The sequence below is a fragment of the Mucilaginibacter sp. NFX135 genome (assembly GCF_048565145.1).
GTDB lineage: Bacteria > Bacteroidota > Bacteroidia > Sphingobacteriales > Sphingobacteriaceae > Mucilaginibacter.
On sequence record NZ_CP183412.1, the window covers coordinates 4,789,135 to 4,812,769 of the forward strand.

Annotated in this window: 23 protein-coding genes; 7 read left to right on the forward strand and 16 right to left on the reverse strand. The window is 42.8% G+C overall.

Features of this window, described 5'->3' with window-relative positions; genetic code table 11:
* Nucleotides 1-398 precede the first annotated feature (398 nt).
* Complete coding sequence (locus ACNURT_RS19980) at nucleotides 399-1,019, forward strand: L-threonylcarbamoyladenylate synthase (protein ID WP_419699225.1); 621 nt, start codon at nucleotides 399-401, stop codon at nucleotides 1,017-1,019.
* Nucleotides 1,020-1,111: 92 nt separating this feature from the next.
* Here ACNURT_RS19980 and trpA read toward each other — a convergent pair whose 3' ends face one another.
* From trpA to trpD, 4 genes are all read right to left on the reverse strand, one after another.
* Nucleotides 1,112-1,882 carry a tryptophan synthase subunit alpha gene (gene trpA / locus ACNURT_RS19985; protein WP_419702138.1) on the reverse strand — a complete coding sequence of 257 codons (771 nt, stop codon included), beginning with the start codon at nucleotides 1,880-1,882 and terminating at the stop codon, nucleotides 1,112-1,114.
* Nucleotides 1,883-1,994: 112 nt separating this feature from the next.
* Entirely contained in the window at nucleotides 1,995-3,176 is a 1,182-nt protein-coding gene (gene trpB / locus ACNURT_RS19990; protein WP_419699226.1) for a tryptophan synthase subunit beta, read from the reverse strand.
* Complete coding sequence (locus ACNURT_RS19995) at nucleotides 3,160-3,804, reverse strand: phosphoribosylanthranilate isomerase (RefSeq protein WP_419699227.1); 645 nt, start codon at nucleotides 3,802-3,804, stop codon at nucleotides 3,160-3,162. Before ACNURT_RS19995 ends, trpB begins: the two co-directional genes overlap by 17 nt.
* A 2-nt stretch (nucleotides 3,805-3,806) precedes the next feature.
* Nucleotides 3,807-4,796, reverse strand: a complete 990-nt coding sequence (gene trpD / locus ACNURT_RS20000) for an anthranilate phosphoribosyltransferase (protein ID WP_419699228.1) — start codon at nucleotides 4,794-4,796, stop codon at nucleotides 3,807-3,809.
* Nucleotides 4,797-5,083: 287 nt separating this feature from the next.
* Here trpD and ACNURT_RS20005 point away from each other — a divergent pair, with 287 nt between their 5' ends.
* Nucleotides 5,084-6,046: an ion channel gene (locus ACNURT_RS20005; protein ID WP_419699229.1), complete on the forward strand. Its 963-nt coding sequence runs from the start codon at nucleotides 5,084-5,086 to the stop codon at nucleotides 6,044-6,046.
* On the opposite strand, the gene ACNURT_RS20010 is transcribed toward ACNURT_RS20005, so the two are convergent.
* From ACNURT_RS20010 to ACNURT_RS20050, 9 genes are all read right to left on the reverse strand, one after another.
* Complete coding sequence (locus ACNURT_RS20010; protein WP_419699230.1) at nucleotides 6,043-6,525, reverse strand: nucleotidyltransferase; 483 nt, start codon at nucleotides 6,523-6,525, stop codon at nucleotides 6,043-6,045. The genes ACNURT_RS20005 and ACNURT_RS20010 overlap by 4 nt on opposite strands.
* Before the next feature lie 3 nt (nucleotides 6,526-6,528).
* Nucleotides 6,529-6,693: a hypothetical protein gene (locus ACNURT_RS20015; RefSeq protein WP_419699231.1), complete on the reverse strand. Its 165-nt coding sequence runs from the start codon at nucleotides 6,691-6,693 to the stop codon at nucleotides 6,529-6,531.
* Between the two features lie 83 nt (nucleotides 6,694-6,776).
* Nucleotides 6,777-7,592 carry an SDR family oxidoreductase gene (locus ACNURT_RS20020; protein WP_419699232.1) on the reverse strand — a complete coding sequence of 272 codons (816 nt, stop codon included), beginning with the start codon at nucleotides 7,590-7,592 and terminating at the stop codon, nucleotides 6,777-6,779.
* Entirely contained in the window at nucleotides 7,579-8,412 is an 834-nt protein-coding gene (locus tag ACNURT_RS20025; RefSeq protein WP_370999334.1) for a glycosyltransferase family 2 protein, read from the reverse strand. Before ACNURT_RS20025 ends, ACNURT_RS20020 begins: the two co-directional genes overlap by 14 nt.
* Nucleotides 8,413-8,415: 3 nt before the next feature.
* Nucleotides 8,416-9,033: a recombination mediator RecR gene (gene recR / locus ACNURT_RS20030; protein ID WP_419699233.1), complete on the reverse strand. Its 618-nt coding sequence runs from the start codon at nucleotides 9,031-9,033 to the stop codon at nucleotides 8,416-8,418.
* A gap of 471 nt (nucleotides 9,034-9,504) precedes the next feature.
* Nucleotides 9,505-10,482 carry an amidohydrolase family protein gene (locus ACNURT_RS20035; protein WP_419699234.1) on the reverse strand — a complete coding sequence of 326 codons (978 nt, stop codon included), beginning with the start codon at nucleotides 10,480-10,482 and terminating at the stop codon, nucleotides 9,505-9,507.
* Between the two features lie 435 nt (nucleotides 10,483-10,917).
* Entirely contained in the window at nucleotides 10,918-11,340 is a 423-nt protein-coding gene (locus ACNURT_RS20040; protein ID WP_419699235.1) for a hypothetical protein, read from the reverse strand.
* A gap of 89 nt (nucleotides 11,341-11,429) precedes the next feature.
* Nucleotides 11,430-11,636, reverse strand: a complete 207-nt coding sequence (locus tag ACNURT_RS20045) for a helix-turn-helix domain-containing protein (RefSeq protein WP_370999338.1) — start codon at nucleotides 11,634-11,636, stop codon at nucleotides 11,430-11,432.
* A 3-nt stretch (nucleotides 11,637-11,639) separates the two neighbouring features.
* Nucleotides 11,640-12,185, reverse strand: coding sequence for a hypothetical protein (locus tag ACNURT_RS20050; RefSeq protein ID WP_419699236.1), 546 nt, complete (start codon nucleotides 12,183-12,185; stop codon nucleotides 11,640-11,642).
* 339 nt (nucleotides 12,186-12,524) lie between these two features.
* On the opposite strand from ACNURT_RS20050, the gene ACNURT_RS20055 reads away from it, so the two are divergent.
* Nucleotides 12,525-12,899: a hypothetical protein gene (locus tag ACNURT_RS20055; protein ID WP_419699237.1), complete on the forward strand. Its 375-nt coding sequence runs from the start codon at nucleotides 12,525-12,527 to the stop codon at nucleotides 12,897-12,899.
* A gap of 325 nt (nucleotides 12,900-13,224) precedes the next feature.
* On the opposite strand, the gene ACNURT_RS20060 is transcribed toward ACNURT_RS20055, so the two are convergent.
* Nucleotides 13,225-14,655, reverse strand: coding sequence for a glycoside hydrolase family 76 protein (locus ACNURT_RS20060; protein WP_419699238.1), 1,431 nt, complete (start codon nucleotides 14,653-14,655; stop codon nucleotides 13,225-13,227).
* A 362-nt stretch (nucleotides 14,656-15,017) separates the two neighbouring features.
* Between ACNURT_RS20060 and ACNURT_RS20065 the strand changes: the two genes are divergently transcribed.
* The 4 genes from ACNURT_RS20065 to ACNURT_RS20080 all read left to right on the forward strand — a co-directional run bounded on the left by ACNURT_RS20065 (nucleotide 15,018) and on the right by ACNURT_RS20080 (nucleotide 20,296).
* Nucleotides 15,018-16,520 carry a sodium:solute symporter gene (locus ACNURT_RS20065; protein ID WP_419699239.1) on the forward strand — a complete coding sequence of 501 codons (1,503 nt, stop codon included), beginning with the start codon at nucleotides 15,018-15,020 and terminating at the stop codon, nucleotides 16,518-16,520.
* Nucleotides 16,521-16,667: 147 nt separating this feature from the next.
* Entirely contained in the window at nucleotides 16,668-17,375 is a 708-nt protein-coding gene (locus ACNURT_RS20070; RefSeq protein ID WP_370999343.1) for a TIGR00730 family Rossman fold protein, read from the forward strand.
* Between the two features lie 274 nt (nucleotides 17,376-17,649).
* Nucleotides 17,650-18,915, forward strand: coding sequence for a TCR/Tet family MFS transporter (locus tag ACNURT_RS20075; RefSeq protein WP_419699240.1), 1,266 nt, complete (start codon nucleotides 17,650-17,652; stop codon nucleotides 18,913-18,915).
* A 91-nt stretch (nucleotides 18,916-19,006) separates the two neighbouring features.
* Nucleotides 19,007-20,296 carry a TCR/Tet family MFS transporter gene (locus ACNURT_RS20080; RefSeq protein ID WP_419699241.1) on the forward strand — a complete coding sequence of 430 codons (1,290 nt, stop codon included), beginning with the start codon at nucleotides 19,007-19,009 and terminating at the stop codon, nucleotides 20,294-20,296.
* 80 nt (nucleotides 20,297-20,376) lie between these two features.
* On the opposite strand, the gene ACNURT_RS20085 is transcribed toward ACNURT_RS20080, so the two are convergent.
* Both ACNURT_RS20085 and ACNURT_RS20090 read right to left on the reverse strand, forming a co-directional pair.
* The gene (locus ACNURT_RS20085; RefSeq protein WP_370999346.1) at nucleotides 20,377-20,973 is read right to left on the reverse strand and encodes a DUF502 domain-containing protein; all 597 of its coding nucleotides are present in this window, start codon (nucleotides 20,971-20,973) and stop codon (nucleotides 20,377-20,379) included.
* A 155-nt stretch (nucleotides 20,974-21,128) separates the two neighbouring features.
* Complete coding sequence (locus ACNURT_RS20090; RefSeq protein WP_419699242.1) at nucleotides 21,129-23,591, reverse strand: bifunctional UDP-N-acetylmuramoyl-tripeptide:D-alanyl-D-alanine ligase/alanine racemase; 2,463 nt, start codon at nucleotides 23,589-23,591, stop codon at nucleotides 21,129-21,131.
* Nucleotides 23,592-23,635 lie beyond the last annotated feature (44 nt).

Below are 23,635 nucleotides of genomic sequence, written 5' to 3' on the forward strand. Positions count from 1 at the left end.
CCTGAACTTGTTTCAGGATCCCACAGGAAGGGTTAATTAGCATGCAGAACACTTAGTGCATGGTGTCTTTATACAAACACCAGCCGGTTCTCTTTTTATCAGAGAGCCGGGCTGTTTAGTTAATGACAAAGTCTGATCAAAATCGATCGCCTGACATGTTTTTAAATTAATACCTTTTAAAGTTTTTAAAACTGCTCAAAACCGCGTTGAAATTTGTTAAAAAGTGTTAAAATCGATGGTTTTGAATGAATTTATGAACGGTTTTTTTCCTGTTTTGGCCAGAAAAGTGTTAAAATTTGAGGTTTAAAAAGTTTTCATTAGCCAAATATTAAAATCTGCTTGCTGATATTTAACACCCCCATTTTAAACCAACTTATAAGTATATTTGTTATACAATCATGCTTATTAAAATATATCCCGAAAATCCTAACCCTAAAGCTATAGAGCAGGTGGTTGAAGTATTACGCAAAGGTGGCCTCATCATATACCCTACCGATACCGTTTACGGCCTGGGTTGCGATATCACCAATCATAAAGCCATTGAAGCCATCTGCAAGATCAGGAACATCAAACCCGAAAAGGCTAATTTCTCCTTCATATGCTATGATCTGAGCCATATATCTGATTATATCAAACCGATTGACAATACTACCTTCAGGGTGCTTAAAAAGGCCTTACCGGGGCCGTTTACCTTTATATTTAATGCCAGCCATATGGTGCCCAAGCTATTGAGCTCCAATAAAAAAACAGTGGGTATCAGGGTGCCGAATAATGAGATAGCACGTGAGATCGTGCGGGTTCTGGGTAATCCGATCCTATCTACCTCTATTAAAGATGATGATGATATTATTGAATACTCAACTGACCCGGAACTGATCTATGAGAAATATGAGGACCTGGTTGATATCGTGATAGATGGTGGTTATGGCGACAATATCGCCTCTACCGTAGTTGACTGTACCGAAGGCGATTTCGAGATCATCCGTGAAGGTAAAGGAGATCTGGAGTTGTATTTATAGTTTTTGGAGAGCAAAGAACAAAGATTTTTGGAACAAAGACAAACGCATGAAAAGAAAGTCCTTGATCCTTGCTCCAAAAATCCTTGATCACTCTATGGTCGTATATTCTGTATAAACGCTGGTATCTTTTCCATATAACCATCTTCAGCCAGCAGCTTTACAAATTTACTGCCTACAATGGCGCCATTGGCATATTCACAGGCTTTTTTGAAGGTTGCATTGTCTGAGATGCCAAAACCAATGATGGTTGGATTTTTAAGCTCCATGGCTTTAATGCGCTTGTAGTAATCCTCAATACTATTGGTAAGCTGCAGACTACCACCTGTTATAGACGACGACGACAGCAGGTAAATAAAACTATTGCTCAGTTCATCAATTTTACGAATTCGATCTGGTGACGTTTGCGGTGTAACCAGGAATATATTACTCAGGTTATTATTGATAAAATGAGTCGAATACAAGGCTTCGTACTCATACATGGGCAGGTCAGGTACAATAACGCCATCCACACCCAGTTCAGCCGCTTTTTTGCAGAAATGCTCAACGCCGTATTGTGCAATAGGGTTAAAATAACCCATCAGCAAAATTGGAATGGTAACCCGTTTGCGCAATTCGGTAAGTTCCTCAAATAGTTGGTTGAGGGTCATCCCGTTTTCCAGCGCTTGTTCAGAACTGTGTTGTATAGTTGGCCCATCAGCTACAGGGTCGGAGTATGGGAAACCTACTTCCAGGAAATCAGCACCCGCTTTTTCCAAAGCCTCAGCAATATCAACTGTGGTGTTCAAAGCAGGATGACCCGCAGTATAGTATATAGATAATAGGTTATCTTTCTTTGATGCAAAAAGCTGGTTAAGGCGGTTCATTGTGGTGTAGCTTATAGTTGATGGTTCATTGTTCATGGTAATGATTGGTTTTATAGTTGACGGTTGCACATTGTTTTTGCTATGATCCATGAACTATTATCCATGAACTAATTTAATAACCGAAATATTTAATAAATGTATCCAGATCTTTATCGCCACGGCCCGACAGGCAGATCACGACGTTATCAGTTGAATTAAATTTCATTTTTTCGAGCTGTGCCAGCGCGTGTGATGATTCGATGGCAGGGATAATACCTTCCATTTGTGAGCAAAGTAAACCGGCCTTCATGGCTTCGTCATCGGTAACACTCACATACAAGGCACGGTTTATTTTATACAAATGCGCATGCTGCGGACCAATTCCCGGATAATCCAAGCCTGCCGAAATGGAATATGGTTCAACCACTTGTCCGTCGGGTGTTTGCATCAGTATGGTGCGGCTGCCATGCAGAACGCCTTCATGGCCGAGGAAGGTTGTAGCAGCTGAATGACCGCTGTCCACGCCTTTACCTGCTGCTTCAACAGCTACCAGTTTCACCTGTTCGTCATCCAAAAAATGATAAAACATCCCCATGGCATTACTGCCGCCACCCACACAGGCCAGTACGTACTCGGGTAATTCTTTACCTGTATGTTCTGCGAGTTGTTTTTTGGTTTCTTCGGATATGATCGATTGAAAACGGGCCACCATATCCGGATAAGGATACGGGCCAACCACCGAGCCGATAATGTAATGAGTATCAACCGGGTTGGCTATCCAGTCGCGCAGGGCTTCGTTGGTGGCATCTTTGAGTGTTTTACTGCCCGATGATGCTGGTCTTACCGTAGCACCCAGCATTTTCATACGGGAAACGTTGGGTGCCTGGCGGGCCATATCAATTTCGCCCATGTATACCACGCATTCAATACCCATCAGGGCGCATACCGTAGCAGTTGCCACACCATGCTGACCTGCGCCAGTTTCGGCAATGATACGTTTTTTGCCCAGGCGTTTGGCCAGTAGTATCTGCCCAATGGCATTGTTGATCTTGTGAGAGCCTGTATGGTTCAGATCTTCACGCTTAAAAAATATGTTAGCGCCATATTTTTCCGAATACCTTTTGGCATGATACAGCGGAGATGGCCTGCCTACATAATTTTTCAGCAAATCATCAAACTCCGCCTTAAAGCCGGGATCATTGATGATGGTAAGGTATTGCTGCCTTAGTTCTTCGACGTTTGGGTACAGCATTTCGGGGATATACGCTCCGCCAAAATCGCCATAGTAACCATGTTCGTTAACTCCGTATTTCATCTGTAATAGTGTGTTTTTTGATGATATCAAATGCTTTTTCCAGTTTCTGGATATTTTTCAAGCCTGGCTCGTCTTCAAATCGGCTGTTCAAGTCAACCGCGTAAAATTGCGGATGTGTTATATTTTTCACTTCCTCTATATTATCCAGACTTATGCCGCCAGATAAAAAGAAGGGAGTATCCAATGTATATTTATTCAAAATATCCCAGTTAAATACTTTACCAGAGCCGCCATAAATAGTGGTTTTTGTATCGAACATCAAATAATCAACTTTGTTGACGTAAGCAATAAGTTTGCTGAAATCAAAGTCATTATCAATCCCAAACGCTTTTATAACGGTTACCCTGCCTTTAAAAGCATCAGCAAATTCCGGGCTTTCATCGCCGTGCAGCTGTATCGTATCAAAACCATACCGCTCAATCAGCGCGTTGATGGTTTCGGCAGTTTCATTTACAAAAACCCCGGTTTTGTGGATAGATGCAGGTATTGTTGCCAGTGCATCTGCAGACAACGCACTGATAAAGCGTGGCGATGGCCCATAGCAAATAAAGCCCATGTAATCCGGTTTTAAGGCGGCTACGGCTTTGATGTTTTCTGGTTGCTTTAGGCCACAAACTTTGATCCTCATGCTTAGTTCATCAATAAAAGATTAAAACTATTTAACGCTTTCTCATTCAACAAGGCTTCCTCTGCTTCATAATAGCAATCGGCAAAGCTTTTTTCAGGAGTGATGGTTTTGATAGCGAGCGCCGCGTTAGATAACACCACATTATTCTGGGCAAATGTGCCCTGATTGTTAAGTACATCAGTAAATATTTTAGCTGATGCAGCTACAGTATCCCCACCGGTTATTTGTTTGGGGTCCAATTTCTCGAAACCCAGGCTTTCTACTGTATTGATCTTTTCGCCTTCGGCAGAGAATGTTTTGAAATCGCAGGTGAGCGAAATCTCGTCATAGCCTTCCAGCGCATTCACGATGGTGTATTTGGTGGTTGATTTTTGATATAGATAGGCATAAACCCTCGCAAGCTCGAGGTTAAATACGCCCACCAGCTGATTCTCTGGCTTAGCAGGATTAACCAAGGGGCCTAACATATTAAAAAATGTTTTCACCCCCAATTCACGACGTATAGGGGCTACTGTTTTCATGGCCGGGTGAAACAAGGGCGCGTGTAAAAAGCAGATATTGGCTTTATCGATACTCGTTTTTAACTTATCGGCATCATTGGTGAACTGATAACCCAGGTATTCTATTACATTGGATGAACCACAACCCGATGATACCCCATAATTACCATGCTTGGCTACTTTATAGCCCGCACCGGCCACTACAAATGATGCCAGCGTTGATATATTGAAAGTATCCTTACCATCGCCACCGGTACCGCAAAGATCTATCAGTTGACCGGTTTCCAGGTCGATAGGCAAACAAAGCTCCAGCATCGCATCGCGAAAACCTTCCAGCTCATCAACAGTAATACTGCGCATGCAATAAGCCGTCATAAAAGCTGCCATTTGCGAGGTGTTATATTGTCCCTGTGCAATGTTTATCAAAATATTTTTTGAAGCTTCCCTGGTAAAGGTTTTGTGTTCAAAAAGATGATTTAGTATCTGTTTCATGCCCCCTAACCCCCTAAAGGGGGAATTTTTTAATGGTTAATTACTTTTCCCCTTATGCTCCTCTTTTAGAGGCCTGGGGGAATAAAAAAAGGGTTACCTTATGGCAACCCTTCTGAATATTATGTTAAAAAACAAAAAACGGAATTGCCTTACGATTAATCGTTAAGCCACCACCAGTTATTGTTTAATACTATCATTTTCATTTGTGCCACAAATATGGAAATAGTTTTTACTAAAAGCAAACAGAATGATAAATTTACGCAAAAGCCGAAAAGCTTACACTTCAAATGAACCATAATACACGAAAAGTAAACCCGGAAGACGATCTTGGCTTTGGCACACAGCCGGTTATAAAAAGTCAGCCGGTAATTAATAAAGACGGATCTATCAACGTAAAACGTACAGGCCTCCCCTTCTTTAACCGGTTAAACAGCTACCAGAGCCTCATTAATATGAGCTGGACAAAATTTTGGCTGGTTGTTTTAAGTGGTTATTTGGTGGCCAATATCATCTTTGCCTGTATATACGTTGCCCTTGGACCAAATAGTCTGGACGGCAAAAGTGGTACTACGTTTTTTGATCACTTTATGGATGCCTTCTTTTTTTCGGCACAAACCATATCTACTGTTGGCTACGGGCATATCAGTCCGCAAGGGATGGCGGCCAACAGCGTGGCGGCGTTGGAGTCCATGATGGGCTTATTGGCCTTTGCTTTAGCTACAGGTTTACTTTACGGCCGTTTTTCAAAACCTACCGCCAAGATCAAATACAGCGAAAATATTCTTGTGGCCCCTTACAGAGGAGATAAAACCGGCCTCATGTTCCGACTGGCCAATGCAAGACACAATGTATTGATTGATTTGCATATAGAAGTTAATTTTTCTTATAACGAAGAGGTAAATGGCAAAACAGAGCGTAAATTTTATCAGTTGATGCTGGAGCGTAAAGCGGTAAGTATATTATCCATCAACTGGACTGTAGTACATCCCATTGATGACGATAGTCCGCTGAAAGATTTTACACGGGAAGACTTTGAGAAAGCCCAGGTAGTTTTCTCGGTACTGCTCAGAATATTTGACGATACCTTTTCGCAAACCATCCACTCCCGTACTACCTATACTTATAAGGATATGGTATGGGATGCCAAATTTAAACCCACATTTGACCGTGATGAGGATGGTCGGGTTGTATTGCACCTGGATAAGATCAATGATTTTGAGAAGGTTTCGTCGGCTCAATACCCAACTTAGCTTTCATTCTCCCTGAGTTTTTTTATTTCTTCAAGTGCCATTACATCTATTTGATCTTTTGGCCGATTGATGACTCTTTTATTCTCAATTAATTGATTTATATGGAGGAAGGGGATCATTATACCATCAATTTCTGCAATAGAAGCCATTTGCAGGCATTCATCAAATGAATAATTTTCAAGCCCTTTCATTTCTGTAAGAATATCTAATCGAAGATTGTTATTCAGATGAAAATCTGTCCACCCGGCTAAAAATTGCATATCTTCTATCATCGGATAGTCACCGATATTACACTCTATAAAAACTTTTCGAAGTTGTTGCCGATTTGATAGATCATCTTTTAACCAGATATCTAAATCACCTGTAAAACGTTGATAACCGTGCATATTTATGGCGTATCCACCAATTAGAATATATTGCACCTGATGGTTTTGGAGAGATTTCCAAAAACTTAATATGTCCTCATCAAAAACATCCACTAATTATTTGCTGATAAAGGGTTTATGTAAAATAGATGCTTTGCTCAGAGTCTGTTGAATTTTATATAAACGGGTGGTCATTTGAAAGCGCTCTTTATAAGTGCGTTTTAAACCCTCTTTTAAAAGCCGTATCTCAGCTTCACTAAAAACCTGTTTAGCCTTTTCCATACTATCAAATTTAAACAAAATGTCACCAATAAACAATATGGATGCAGAGCCTCAATCAGGAAATAGCTCAATAAATTGATGAGTTATTTCAGCAACGGATTTTTCTCTTTCGCGAAAACATTATACACCATCTTGTCCAAAAATGCCGGCAGAAATTTGCTAATGGCTACGGTTAGCTTACCCTGTGTGGTCATGATGAGGGTACGTGAACGGTTTTCGATGCCATCAGCAATGATCCGGGCAACTTCTTCGCTGCTCATCATCTTATTCTCGTCCATAGAACTTTCACCTTGCTGACTACCATCTTTTGCCAAAGCGGTATTGCGGATGTTTGACGCCGTAAACCCAGGACAAGCCGTAAGCACATGAACCCCTGTTTTTAAATTCTCAACCCGCAACGAATCTAAAAAACCGTTCATCGCGAATTTAGAGGCCGAGTAGCCTGTGCGGCCGGGCAGACCTTTATACCCGGCTATGGATGATATGCCCACTATGCTGCCCTGGGTTTTCAAGATTTCGGGCAAGGCATATTTGGTACAGTATACCGTTCCCCAGAAATTAACATCCATCAGACTTTTTAATACTTTCAGATCAGCATCCTGAAACAAGGCCCGCATAGAGATGCCCGCATTGTTGATCAATACATCTATTTTACCAAATGTGGTTAGTGTTTGTTTGATCAGATGAGCGCAATCCTCCTCAACGGCTACATCGCATTGCACGGCAAGAGCTTTAATACTATATTGCTTTTCCAGATCCTGTGCTATTTCGCAAAGGGTAACATACTGACGGGCAGCCAGTACTATATTTGCCCCGCGTTTAGCACATTCAATAGCCAATGATTTGCCAATGCCCGATGAGGCGCCGGTGATGATAATGGTTTTATTATTCAACTTCATACGATGGAGGGTAAAGCTGCGGTAAGCCCTCCACTTTTATTTCGGGCACCTTAAACAAGTATTTGGTGGCGAATATAATCATAGCCCCATAAAATTCCCTGATATAAGCACAGCTAAATTTAGCTTTACCCCTTGTATTAAAGTTGATGATATACGTTTTTGGAAAATAGTAGTTTTTAAACCCCGTAAGCCTTACCCTGTATGACAGGTCAATATCATATCCATAAATATGGAAACGCTCATCGAGTACACCCGCCAGGTCAAGGGCTTCTTTGCGGTACAGCATAAAAGCGCCATTCAGCACATCGGTTTCAGAAGTTTGAAACTCTTCTACCCAGTCTTTACGCAGAACATCAGTCAGGCGCGATTTTGAAAAATACTTAGCCAGCCCGGTCAGTTTAAAAAATATGCCCCAGGGTTTAGTAAAGCCATGTTTCGACTCTTTCAGGAAACTACCATCAGGTGTGATCATACGAACGCCAAGTCCACCGGAATCGGCATGCGCATCCATAAACTCCAGTGTTTTCTCTATGGTCTTTTTGCCTGTAATAGTATCCGCATTGACCATTAAAATATACTCTCCCGAAACCAGTTTTAGGGCCTGGTTATAGGCTTTGGCCATACCCCCATTTGTGGTATTGGCTATCACCTTTACTTCCGGAAACTCTTCCTGCACCATTGCCAACGACCGGTCGGTTGAACCATTATCAACCACAAAAACCTCATTCACGATGTCCTGGGCGGCTCTTACCACAGAGTTAAGTGCCAGTCGGAGCATGTTGCAGGTATTATAATTAACAATGATAACCGATAGTTTCATTTTTTACTTTGTCAGTGAGTTTTCATACGGAACACGTGTAGCGATAGATCGCCCGAGGGTAATTTCATCAACGTACTCCAACTCACCTCCAAAAGCTATGCCACGGGCAATGGTGGAGATAGTAATATTAAAGTTTTTTACTCTTTTATGAAGATAGAACAAAGTAGTATCCCCTTCCATAGTGGCGCTGAGGGCAAAAATGATCTCTTTAGTTTCATTTGCCTTCAACCGTTCTATTAAAGTATCCACCTGCAGATCTGATGGCCCGATGCCGTCCATAGGCGATATCAGGCCGCCCAGTACATGATATACACCGTTGTACTGGTTGGTGTTTTCAATAGCCATTACATCACGGGTATCCTCTACTACGCATATCAGGCTATGATCGCGTTTATGCGACGAGCAGATCTCGCATACCGATTGGTCTGAGATGTTATGGCAAACGCTGCAAAACTGTATCTCGTTGCGTAACTTACTGATAGCCTTGCTAAACTGCTCCACATCCTGCTTATCCTGATTCAATAAATGCAGTACCAGGCGCAGGGCGGTTTTTTGTCCTACTCCCGGCAGTTTGGCAAATTCGGCAACGGCATTCTCCAGCAATTTGGACGAAAAATTCATAGCACGAAGTTAATGAATAACCCGCAATTCAGAAAAACCGGGTACATCCTTAGTTCTACTTTTAAAGTGGGGATATTTGGGGTGTAATATTCCGCGTTCAAATTCTTCGAGAGCTACCAGACCGGCACTGCCTTTTGTTAAAATAAGGGCTCCAAAACTTTTTAAACCTCAAATTTTAACACTTTTCTGGCCAAAACAAGGGCAAAAACGTTCGAAAATTCATTCAAAACCATCCATTTTAACACTTTTTAACAAATTTCAACACGGTTTTGAGCAGTTTTAAAAACTTTAAAAAGTATTGATTTATTGATTGTCAAATGGCTACATACCAAACGGTCGGTTTTTGGCTTGGTTTTCTCTTAACTAAACAGCCCGGTTACCCTTTTTGCAAGGTAACCGGGCTGGTGATTTTATAAATATACGGATTTTTTTGTATTATTTGTCAGATAGCTTTTGAGTTCCTTTTTTATTTCAATTCAAGGCTGGATATATCCTTTTTGCATTGGCATAATAAAGCTGGTAGAGTACGTCTTCGGGTAAATCGATTCCCTTAAAAATGCCTTTTACTTCTGCAGATTCACCATATTTATTTGTTGTAAAATACTGCCAGTCGTTGATCAGGGAGCTTATTAGTTTCTCGGGGTTATTATAGGCATCCGTACCATACATGATACGATCGGCATATTTAATGAAAAAATTACGTACCCCATCGTAGTCCTTAACAGACTGCATTTGCAAATGCCCTAAGCGCGAAGATAAATCAACATAAAAGTTACTGTATTGGTCAAAACGTTTGGCAAGCTCTTCATAACTCCATTCCAAACTCCCCAAATGAGCGCCAACTAATGTCAGCTCCGGATATTTCACCATTAAATGATCTCTTGCCGCTATCTGCGTTTCATAGGAAGGGATTTCCGGATGTAAATAAGCATGAAATTCCGGATTTTGGGTATAATATGCTTTGTTTCGTTCAGACGTCATTTCTTCAAGGGGAAGCCAGCAATTCCTGGGTTCTCCCAGATGGGTAAGTACCGGAATTTTATTTTCACTTAAAAAAAGAAAAAGCGGATCAAAAAACTGGTCGTCGATCATTAAAAATGACTTATCATCTGATTTTAAAACCTCCATACCAATATTTTTCCAGATCTTAACACCCACTGCTCCCTGGTCAATTGATCTTTTCAGTCCATTTGATACCTCCTTAAACCAATTTGGATGCTGCCATCCTTTCATCTCAAAACTGGCTATGTAAGCAAAATGTGCGGGTGCTTTTTTTATATAGGATAAAGCCACGCTTTCCTGCACTTCCATTGGCGGAAAAACACTCGCATCTGTATTGATGTTAATGTATTTCAAGTGATAGTCGTTCGCTATTTGTTCATACACCGGATCATAAAAAGTAGAGTGAAAATGCGCGTCTATTTTGGGGAAATGTTCAAACTCAAGCATAACTATCACTCATTAAAACCGTTTTGTAAACCCGTAATTTCTTAATCTCCATGCCCGGTTTCTGTTTATCAGATTTTGTTTCAAGTTTATTGGATACACTAACAAGTAACTGGATTAAAAACAGAGCGAATCCATCAACGGGAATCCAAGGTCTAAAGATATAAAACCACTATTGATAATTATCACGCAAACGATTGATCAATTCCAGCCCGTTTCAGCAAGCGTCCTGCTTGTGGTACACTTGAATGATATAAACTTAGCACAATAGCCACAAGGCCGCCGCTTGTAACAGCTAAAAAACTTTCCGCGCGTCATTGCGGTACGAAGCAATCCCTACATAGGCAGTACCAATCAGAAAAGTTCGCTCTGTATAGCTTAGAGATTGCTTCGTACCTCCAATGACGTGTGGTTTTATATTACTCCCACAACTTGATCTTAACTATTATCCTTCCCGCCAAAAAACTCATACCCGGGCAGTATATACGCTGCTACGCCGAACAGGATGATGGGGATAAGCAGATCGACGGAGGTAAACTCTTCCAAAACGTAATGCCCTACTTCCAGGGAAATAAAATAGAATATCCATACCACGATAAAAAATCGGCGTTTGAAGGATGTGAGCAGCGCTATACCTATTCCCATTTCAATAAAAGGGATCAGGCCCAGGTAAATATCAAACAAGGTCGATGGCAGGTTGATACGAAGGTTTGGATTGGTAAATTGTTTGAGGTAGTATTTATGGAAATTCCCATGGCTGCAAAATTTGCTGATACCGGCAACCAGCAGGGTAATGCTCATGGTAATGCGCAACAGCAGTTCCGCGTTTTTTAATGTTTTTGTACTGATAGCGTTTTCCATGCTTTTGTGATAATGGCTCTTTGTTTACACTGAATACTAAGTGGTTAAAACAAAGTTATTAGATTTTGCCAAATCGCAAACGCTGGAATTTAATCTTTCGAATACTCCAGCAGATCGCCCGGCTGACAGTCCAGCGCCTGGCAAATGGCTTCGAGCGTACTGAAACGAATGGCTTTTGCTTTGCCGGTTTTGAGGATAGAAAGATTGGCCAGCGTAAGATCCACCTTTTCCGAAAGTTCATTTAATGACATTTTCCGTTTAGCCATCATCACATCCAAATTTACAATGATTGGCATGGCTTATATGGTTAATTCGTTTTCTGCCTGAATTTCGACACCTCTTTTAAAGATCTGCCCGATCACAAAAAGAGTAACACTCATAAACAGCCATACATCAGCGCCGCCCAGGCGCAAATATTGTACATCGGGCATGGCTACCCCCTGCCCAACCAGCCAACCGGTATATTTAACGCCCCACCAGGAAAACAAACCGATCATGAAGGTAATGCAGGCTATATTAAAAATAAAACGCCTTACTTCCTTATTGAAAGGCTGAACCATACTGAAGTTTTTATCGTGCATAATTTTGATGATGAGGTAAAACAACCAGGCTTTTAGTACGGCTACAACGCTCATCAGCAGCATCTCGGCAAAAAAGTACCCGGTATTGTATTGTAAAAGGGCCGACAGATCGGTTTCGTGCCAAAGATGCTTCACAACAGCGGGGTTCACCAATGCAAAAAATGCATTTACTATAAAGCCACCGGCCTCAACACATACGCCAACAAATATTACCCACGAAAGGATGAGCAATACGTTTAGTGTTCGTTTGGTAGTAATTTCCATAAAGTTCCAGTTTTAAAGAATGATAGTACAAACGTAATATTATTTATCGAAAAATAATAAATTTTTATTGAAAAAAATCAAACAGTTATCGACTCACCCCGACGTCGCTGCGCTCGTCACCCTTCTCTCCGCTTCGCGCATAGAGGGGTTTTCTTTCTTTTTTTCTTTACCCTCTTTACGGCAAGCCGCAGAGAGGGTGGTCCAGCGAAGCGTAGACCAAGTCGATTCTGCGACTTGAATTAACGCTACAGGTTTGATACCCGACGAGATTCGAACCTTTATATCGAACATAATGCTTAATTTGTAACACCGTAAATCAGATCCAAAAACTAATTATCAATGAAACCGGAATACAAAATATTACTGATAGGGATATTGGCTATTACCCTGCTTGATGGGCTTGGTTCAATCGCGTCCAAACAATTGGGATTTAAGTACACCTCCTTAGCAGTGCTCTCCTTTATCATTTACGCCGCGGTTGGATTTTTTGCCACCAAACAAAGGGATTTAAAAACGGGAATATTAATGGCAGCAGCAACCGGCCTTTTTGATGCCACCGTCGGGTGGAAAATCAGTATGGTGCTTGGTGTAAATGCCGGTGTCGATGTAACTCCTTTACTCTGGTTTATCACTATCCTATTTGTAACCGGTTCGGCAGCCGTATGCGGCCTGCTTGGTGGCTGGCTGACAAGGTTTGTGAAAAGAAGCACATAAGAATAACTACCTGTTATGCAATGGCGCGGTGATAACACCACAAGTGTTCGGAAGATTAAAGGGTAAATAGACCTATTGCATTTTATTGTCGATATGCTCCGTTAGGAGCTACCTGTTTGTAGAAATACAAGACAAAATATCTTTTTGCTCCGTTAGGTGCAACCCTAAATGAGCAGGCAAATTGTATAAGGGTTTAGCCTATCTGTGGTCGGTGTTATCACCGTACCACCTCCACATAATGGTCGGTGATAACACCGACCACAGGCTGGAATTTAAACCAAAAAGCCCCCGCCGTGCAGCGGGGGCCTCATCAAAATGAAAAGGCTTACTGTATTTTAACCGACGACACAACATCATTTGCCGTAGGCGATAGATTAGGAAAATGAGGAGTATCGGCATTGAGCTGCCATGAAGTACCCTGGAAATTATCATCGCTGTATAGGGTTACTGTCCATCCATCAGGGATACTTGCCGATGATGCCCAATTATCAACAAAGCCATACTTTTGCAGCTGGGCCAGGGTATAATTCCCTTTGGGGATAGGTTTGGTGGCGGTACCGCCATACATGGTGTTGGCGTAAAATGTTACTCCCGGCGGAAACAGGCAAACATTTTTAGGGAATAGCTGCAAAAAGGTAACCAGGCTGCTGGCTTCGTACGATTGTATGTAACCCGTTGGGCAGGTTACGGCATAATTACGGTAAGTAAGGTTGCGGGCCCTGTCGCGGTTTAGCCAGCCGGTGGTTAAATTTTGTTTGATCCAATCCAGGTACTGGTTTTGCCCGCCTTCGTTCACCAGTTGCATCATGTAATCGGCAAATATGGCTTTCATTACGCCTTGCTCGTTAAAGTCGCCCTCGGCAGGCAGGATACCATCGGTACACAGGTTGTTTTTTACATAATCGGCATATCTTTTGGCATCGGCCAGGTAGGCGGCATTATGCGATTGCTTGTACAGCGCGTATGCAGCGCCTATAGCAGTACCGGCATTATAAGTATAAGCCTGGCCGCCCGGAGGGTTAGCCCCTATTTTATTATCATACACCTCGCCTGTGCTGGCATCCGTAAGGTTGGTTTTCGACCAGGCATAAATGGACTGCGCCTTGGTTAAATAGGCTTTGTCATGGGTTATATTATACAAGCGCATAGCCCCTATAACAGTTGGGAAATTGATGCAGGAGTTTTTACCGCTATGGTTAAAATCCCAAAACATACCACCCTCAACCGGATCATAAGAACCCGCCCAAACCCGATCAAACCCAGCCTGGGCCTTTTGCAGGTAAACGGCATTACCAGTGAGTTGGTTAGCACGTGCCAGGGCCATCACCCACCACATCATATCGTCATATATAAACCAGGTGGTGGTATTGTTCCAGTTGTAGCCATCGTACTGGTTAAAGCCACCCTGGTACATCGCGTTTACGCGGGCCAGTTGGGCCGGTTTCCTGTTGCGGTTATAAACATCCATGGCCATATCCCAGTAAATAGCCTGTGTCCATATAGCAGCTATACCATCCTTGTTGGTTGTACTGTAATATAAATTAGTATTTGGATTAAAACAGGCGGCATCAAAGGACGAATAAGCCAGATCGGCGATGGCATCGTTTGTTACGGTGGAGCTTAGCGCATTGGTTTGCTGCTTATTTACATCGGCGGCGTTATCAGCCTTCAAAGAAGTGTCGCGTGTTTTACTGCAACCCCACAAGGCGGCACAGGCACCCAAAAGTGCCAAAACGAAAGTTTTTTGTTTGTTCATAGATGAAGTATTAAGGTTTAATAATTGGTTATTATTTACAACAATAATAAGGCGAACCAATATGTAAACCGGGGTTAAGCCCCATAAAAAAATCGTTAACCCCTTTATTAACCGGGGTATTAACCTCTGCTTAATTAGTGATTTAGTGAATAACGATTTAGCGAATGTTTTATTGAATAATTCTCCCCGTCATCCCCTTCCGCTCGTTTGCAACAAGTGCAAGGGGATAAATCCGAAATCAAACGTCCGAATTCCGAAATCAAAATTACTTTTTGTAAGAAAAGTTTCCGACTTTCGGATTAAACAGAGATCTGAACTTCCGGAATCCCCGACTTTCGGTCTTGCAGACTTAAAACAAACATATGTCGCCCGGAATACTGCTTTCATTTATTATCGGTTATTTTTTGGTATTGTTGATCATATCATGGCTTACCTCCAAAAAATCATCGGATAACGATACTTTTTTTGTGGCCAACCGCAATTCCAAATGGTACCTGGTAGCCTTCGGGATGATCGGTACGGCACTCAGCGGCGTTACCTTTATTTCGGTGCCAGGCAAGGTTGGCGCCCCCTCCGGCGATCAGTTTTCTTACTTTCAGTTTGTATTGGGTAATGCCGCGGGCTTCATCATTATTGCCACCGTATTGCTGCCATTATATTATCGGCTTAAACTCACCTCTATTTACAGTTATATTGAAGGCGCGCTGGGTACCTGGAGCTATAAAACCGCGGCTGGCATTTTTTTGATCAGCAGGGTTATTGGCTCGGCATTCAGACTTTACCTGGTGGTTATCGTACTGCAAAAGTTTATTTTCGATAGTTATCATATTCCTTTCGCCGTCACAGTGCTTATTTGTTTGCTGCTCATTTGGTCGTACACGTTCAAAGGCGGCTTAAAAACCATTATTATAACCGATAGTTTGCAAACTTTTTTCCTGGTGCTGTCGGTATTTTTGTCGATATTTTTTATTTGCCAGAGCCTGCACATGAACATTTTTGAGGCTGCCAATGCCATTAAGGACAGCAGTTATTCCAAGATATTTTTCTTTAACGATTTCCTGAGCAGCAAACTTCACTTTAGCAAAGCCTTTCTGGGTGGTTTATTCATTACCGTGGGTATGACCGGTCTTGACCAGGACCTGATGCAAAAGAACCTGAGCCTTAAAAACATCAAAGATGCGCAAAAAAACATGTTCAGTTTTACAGGTGTATTTGTAGTGATCAATATCTTTTTCCTGAGCGTGGGCGCTTTGCTTTGGATATACGCAACCAAATACGGTATCCATGTTGATAAAACCGATTACCTGTACCCTACCATCGCCCTTAAATACCTGGGCATAGTGCCGGCCATGGTGTTTATGCTGGGTTTAACAGCCGCCACATTTGCCACTACCGATTCGGCCTTGACCGCATTGACCACGTCTTTCTGCGTCGATTTTTTGAACTTTAACAAAAAAGGCGATCTCAACAGCAAAAAAATGGTTGGCATCAGGCATGGGGTACACGTCGCCTTTTCGGGCCTGATGTTTTTAACCATTGTGATATTTAATGCCATTAATAATGACGCGGTGGTTAGCGCCATATTCGCGGTAGCCTCCTATACATACGGGCCATTATTGGGGCTGTATTCCTTTGGCCTGTTTGTTAGCAGCCGGCAGGTGCGCGATAAACTGGTGCCCTTTATTTGTTTGATATCTCCTGCGGTATGCTACTTTTTAAGCTCCGAATCGGCCAAAATTTTAGGCGGCTATGTTTTCAGTAACGAACTGATCATTGTAAACGGGTTAATTACTTTTGTAGGTCTTTGGATCACCTCCTTTCGGAAACCCGAAAGTTGGGGAGACTGGAAGCCCGAAAGTTTTTAACTCAATTTATCCTGCAAAGCAAAACATAATTATATTTTTACGTTATTAATTTTCCGGACTTAGCGAACTTTCCGATTTCCGGACTTATAAAAAATAAACTTCCCGGACTTGCGGACTTTTCCGACTTCCGGACTTATAAAAACAATAATGACAGGCGAAGAAAAGATAAGACAAGCGTTTGAGAACAAGAACTGGCAGGAAATAAAGGTTACCGACTCCTGGCAGATATTTAAAATAATGGCCGAATTTGTTGACGGCTTTGAGAAACTGGCCAAAATAGGCCCTTGTGTATCCATATTCGGATCGGCACGTACCCATAATGATAACAGATATTATAAGCTGGCCGAAGATACTGCACGCCTGCTCACCGAACATGGTTATGGCGTAATATCTGGCGGTGGACCAGGTATTATGGAAGCGGCCAACAAAGGCGCGTATGAAGCTGGCGGTAAATCGGTAGGATTAAATATAGAGTTGCCGTTTGAGCAATTTCATAACCGATACATCGACAGGGATAAGATCCTGGAGTTTGATTACTTCTTTATCCGCAAGGTAATGTTCATGAAATACTCGCAGGGCTTTATTATCCTGCCGGGTGGTTTTGGTACTATGGATGAGTCGTTTGAAGCGATTACCCTGATACAAACCGGTAAAATTGCACGTTTCCCTATTATTTTTGTTGGGGTAGAATACTGGAAAGGCCTGTTTCACTGGGTGGAAGAAAAAATGCTTGCTGAACAGCACAACATCAACCCCGACGACCTTAACCTGTACCGCGTGGTTGATACCGCCGAAGAAGCCGTAGAGCACATTACCCGTTTCTACAACAAGTATGTGTTGAAGCCGAACTTTTAACAATGATAGAATATATCAGAAATGCCGCCCCAACAAGCGGCATTTTCTATTTTGGTGGATACCCGGTAAATAAAACAATTGTGGATATCTTATTTGTAACAAATAGTTCCTTAGTGAGTCTCTTTTATCTTTAAGCCGCTTACCAATACTGTTTAATCACCTAAAAGATATCATTATGTCATGATGCGCCCCTAAACGTGTCGTAATCGCCCCTTTCAGGTTTTATTATGGGAAGGTAAATTTGATCTGTAAATAATTTGCAAAACATATACTTATGAGCACTAAAGTTAAACCACAGGCCGCCTTAGGCTTTATTTTTGTTACGCTGCTGATAGACATTATTGGCTTTGGTATCATTATACCGGTATTGCCTAAGTTAATACAACACCTTATTCATGGTAATTTGAGCGATGCTTCGCGCTATGGGGGATGGCTGGCTTTTGCCTACGCCTTTATGCAGTTTATATGCGCCCCGCTGCTGGGTAACCTGAGCGATAAATATGGCCGGCGCCCGGTGCTGCTGGCATCCTTACTGGGCTTTAGTATCGATTATACCTTCCTGGCCTTTGCACCATCCATAGGCTGGCTGTTTGTGGGCAGACTTATAGCCGGTATTACCGGAGCCAGTTTCACCACTGCTTCTGCCTACATTGCCGATATCAGCACACCCGAAAAACGCGCGCAAAACTTCGGACTCATCGGTGCGGCCTTTGGTCTGGGTTTTATCATAGGTCCAGTGTTAGGCGGTATACTTGGGCAATATAGCACCAAATTGCCTTTTATCGCGGCAGCAATACTGGCGCTCATTAATGCCTTGTATGGCTTTTTTATTTTACCTGAATCATTGTCGATAGATCACCGCCGTAAGTTTGAATGGAAAAGAGCAAACCCGGTGGGTTCACTGATGCAATTAAAAAAATACCCGGCCATTAGTGGCCTGGTGGTATCATTGATCCTAATATACATAGCCGCGCAGGCGGTACAAAGCACCTGGACCTTTTTCACCATGGAAAAATTTAGCTGGACCGAGGCTTGGGTAGGTTATTCACTTGGTTTTGTGGGGGTAATGTCTGCATTGGTACAGGGTTGGCTTATTCGTATCACTATCCCCAAATTAGGTCAGCAAAAAAGTATCTGGATTGGTTTGTTATTTTACAGTGCAGGCCTTTTCCTGTTTGCCTTTGCCACCAAAGGCTGGATGATGTTTGCCATACTGGTTCCCTACTGCCTGGGTGGTATTGCGGGCCCGGCGTTACAGGGTTTAATAAGCCAGGAGGTACCACCAAATGAGCAGGGCGAACTACAAGGCGGCTTAACCAGTTTAATGAGCGCCACCACCATTATAGGGCCACCAATGATGACCAGCCTGTTCGCCTACTTTACCAGCAAAAGCGCGCCCGTACAATTTGCCGGGGCTCCTTTTATGATGGGCGGTGTATTGATGCTGTTGAGTACAATATTGGTCATAAGGAGTTTTAGAACCGTTAAGAAACATCAGATAGAGTCTGTAGAAGAGGTAAAAATAGAATCGTTACCATAAAATTACCTACTTTTAAAATAGGATACGCGGGTAAAAGTTTAAAGTGTAATGCTCCAAAACTTTTACCTGCTTTAAACGCTTTATACTTTTAATGACCTCCAAACCTAAAAAAAAGCACTCGGCTGCGCTGGGATTTATATTTGTTACCTTATTTATTGATGTACTTGGCCTGGGGATCATTATACCGGTAATGCCAAAGCTGCTGGAAACCTTGGGCCATATTGATGTAAGTACGGCTACACAGTATAATGGATATTTAACATTCACCTATGCATCCATGCAGTTTCTGTTTTCGTCGGTATTGGGTAACCTGAGCGACAGGTTTGGCCGCCGACCGATATTGCTAAGCTCCCTCCTTGGTTTTGGGATCGATTATATTTTTATGGCTTTTGCACCTACTATAGGTTGGCTTTTTGTTGGACGCACCATCGCGGGGATTACCGGGGCAAGCAACTCTACCGCTACCGCTTATATTGCCGACATCAGTACCGGGAAAAACCGGGCAGCCAACTTCGGACTGGTGGGTGCCGCATCCGGTCTGGGTTTTATTATTGGCATAGGCCTGGGCGCCTACCTGGGCGAGCTCAATGTGAAATTCCCTTTTATGGCTGCTGCCGCTTTTGCGCTCATTAACGCTGCTTATGGTTATTTTGTGCTGCCTGAGTCTTTAGCTATCAAAAACCGCCGCCGCTTTGAGTGGAAAAAATCAAACCCGATAAGCTCATTGCGTAATCTGGGCAAATATCCGGCGCTTATTGGCCTGGTAGCTTCATTCTCGTTGGTATATGTAGCCCAAAAAGCTGTGGAGTATGTTTTATCCTTTTTCCTGATAGAGAAATTTAACTGGACGCTGCCCAGCATCGGAACGCTGGGCATTTTTATTGGCGTGGTACTGGTAGCCATACAAGGCGGACTGATCCGTTATACCATTCCCAAATTCGGGCAGGAAAAAAATATTGTGGCTGGCTTACTCTTTTATACGCTTGGTTTAACATTGATAGCCTTTGCAAACCATGGTTGGCTCATGTACCTGTATATGATCCCCTATTGCCTGGGTGGCATATCCGGCCCGGCATTACAGGGCTTGATCACCGGCACCGTATCGCCCAAAGAACAGGGCGAACTACAGGGCTCCTTAACCAGCTTAACCAGTGTGGCTGTTATTATTGGCCCTTTGTTAATGAGCTCGGTTTTCCACCTGTTCACCCATCGCAATACAAGTACCTATTTCCCGGGAGCACCCTATATTCTTGGGGCTGTGTTAATGCTGATCAGTACGCTTTTGGCTATCAGAAGCTTTAAAAAAGCTCAAGGCTTAAAGCCGAATGCTGAAAGCGAAAAGCAGAAAGTAGAAAGCCCAAAGCTGAAAGCCGAAGGCTAAAAGCGAACCTCCAAAAGCATATCTTAATATCAACGAATTATGGCTTTACAACCTGCCAATCAAAGCTTTTTGCTTTCAGCTCAATGATCCAGCCCGCTTACCCCGCCGGAGATGACAAATTTCATCATGTCGGCGGCGTTTTTGTCCAGGTGTTTTACTTTTGTTGCTGATATGATCACTACCTGCCCCGCGAAAGAGTAGGAATACGGGAAATAAACAGCTACTTCACCCGGGAGATCCAGAGAGGCCAGATCTTTTTGTACAATGAACCCTATTTTTTTTAACCCGAACTCATTGACTTCCACGATAACAGGTTCGTTAAATTTCTTCTCTTCACCTACGATAGCCTCGGTCAGATCTTTAATGGATGAGTACAGGAATTTTATTAAAGGCAACCGGTTAAGCCAACGGTTAAACCAGCGTTTTATAGGATCGGTAATTACATTAGTAACCAATATGCCCGCTATCAATATAACTACCACCACATTCAGGATACCCAAACCAGGTATGTATACGTGCTTGCCATCTTTATCAACCCAAAGCACATCGCTCAAATTCAAGGCTTTATCAATAGTTGATACCGCCCAGTAAATTAAAAAGAATGCCGCGCCTATAGGTACTACTACCAATAACCCTTTTACAAAATACCTTAATAATGCGCCTGCTAATCTGTTCATATCTTTTTTTTGGAGTAAGGATTTGGGGAGCAAAGAGTAAGGATTGGAAGAGTAAAGATCTTGAGAGCAAAGAACAAGGACAATATTCAGTCATCTTTATTCCTTATTCCAGAAATCCTTGCTCCAAAAATCCCTAAATCCTTGCTCCAAGAATCTTATTCATAAAAATACACTCTTTTTACCCGTTGTGAAACATTAGTTAATATTTCATAAGGAATAGTGCCTATTTGTTTGGCCAGTTCCTCTATGCGGTGCTTATCGTCAAAAATGATCACCTCGTCGCCTTCGCTTACATCCAGCCCGCTTACATCCAGCATACACATATCCATGGTAATGTTGCCTACTGTGGGTACAAGCGTACCTTTTACCAGCATTTTACCAACACCATTGCCAAATGCACGCAGATAGCCATCGGCATAACCTATACGTACGGTGGCTATTTTACCATCTTTGAGTAAACTGCCGCTGCGGCCATAGCTAATGGTATCGCCCGCACCTATCTTTTTTACCTGGGCAACACTGGTTTTTAAGCGTGCAACAGGCTGTAATGCCTGCTCGCTGGCCGGCACCGACGAATCGATACCATATAAACCGATTCCTAACCGCACCATATCATAATGAGCGCCGGGAAAACGGATAATACCGGCGGTGTTACATATATGCTTGATCACTTTATAGCCCAATGTCCTTTCTATTTCCTTAAAGGCTTTTTCAAAACTCTTGATCTGTTTTTTACTAAACTCATCGTGCTGGGGGGCCTCGCTGGCTACCAGATGTGAAAATACCGACTCCACCCGGATATACCTGTTTTGCTCCAGCATATCGCACAGCATATCTATCTCAAAACCTTCAAAACCCAACCGGTGCATGCCTGTATCAATTTTCAGATGCACTGGATAGTCCGACAGACCATGGTCACGACTATAGGTTACAAAATCATCCAGCAAACCAAAGCTATAAATTACGGGCTGAAGTTTATGCTCGGTTAGTTTATCAAACGCCGATGCCTCGGGGTTTAGCACCACCAATGGCAGGTTGATGCCAGCCTGGCGCAGGGCCACGCCTTCGTCAATATAGGCTACGGCCAGGTAATCGGCCTTGTTGTATTGCAGCATATTAGCCACCTCAAAGGTGCCGCTACCGTACGAGAAAGCCTTGACCATAGCCATCACCTTTACGCCCGGTTTTAATTTGGAGCGATAAAAGTTCAGGTTCCCCAGCAACGTATTCAGGTTGATCTCCAGGATGGTTTCATGCGCCTTTTGGGTAAGCGCACTGCTGATACGTTCAAACTCAAAACTACGTGAGCCTTTGATCAGAATGGTTTCTTCTTTAAAATTGAGTGTCTTGAGCTGCTGTACCAATGCCGAAGTATCAGCAAAAAAATGCTGCTCGGGTAACGCAAAACAGGTTTGGTTATTCATGAGTGCCGGACCTACCCCAATAAACCTATCGATCTTTTGTGTGCCGATGAGCGTGGCTACCTGGCAGTACAGCACATCCTGCTGCAAGCCCGATTGCAAAATATCCGACAGGATAAGCGTTTTTTTCTGATGCTGATTTTGCTGCCCCAGGAAGTTAAGCGCTATCTCCAGCGATTGCAGATCGGAGTTATAAGTATCATCAATAACAGAGCAATTGTTGATGCCGTTTTTCAGCTCCAGGCGCATGCTTACCGGGTTAAGGCGTTCGATGCGTTTATCTGCCTCAGCCGGACTATAACCCAAAGCCAGCATAGTGGCCCAGCAGGTAATCGCATTTTCGACAGAAGCCTGATCGGAAAACGGGATCAGGCATTCTATTTCCTTTTTTTGATAATAGGCCCGCAGGTAATATTTTTTAGAGATCACGGTCTCGCTGAAAACATACAGATCGGCCACCTTGAATTTGCGGCTCCAGGTAAAGGTATCTTTCACTGGGATGTCTTTCTGATAATCCAGCAGATCATCATAATGATAAATCAATTTTTTACTCCTTTTAAACAGCAGCAGCTTCTCCAGCACCTTTTGCCGCCTGTTGGTAAAACCTTCATCATGGGCCGAGCCTATGTGTGTCAACACCCCTATCTGCGGCCTGATGATCGCCCATAGCTTTTCCATTTCGTTTATAGTGGAAATACCTGCCTCAAAAATCCCCAGGTCATTCCGGCTGTTGATCTGCCATACAGACAGCGGAACCCCAATTTGTGAATTGTAGCTTTTGGGGTTACGAACAATATTTTTATCAGCCGTAAGCAATTGATACAGCCACTCTTTTACAATGGTTTTACCGTTACTGCCGGTTATGCCTATCACCTGTAGCTTAAACTGGCATCGGTGAGCTGTAGCCAAAGCCTGTAAAGCAGTCAGCGGATCGTCAACACGCAAAAAATTGGCGCCGGGCAGGTTAAATTCAGGCCCGTGTTTAACCACAAAATTACGTACCCCGGCGGCATAAGCCTCGGCCACAAACTCGTGCCCGTTGCGCCGGGCGCTCAATGCAAAAAACAATCCCTCGGCCGCGTTGCTGATCCGGCGGCTATCAGTAAGCAGCGTACTTATTACACTCTCATTTACAATATTGCCTTCGGCGTTAATGATGACCTTTACCTCAGTGATGGTGTATTGATTGTTATGCATGCCACGAATTTGAGTATATTATCTAACAATAGAAGAATTTTTAA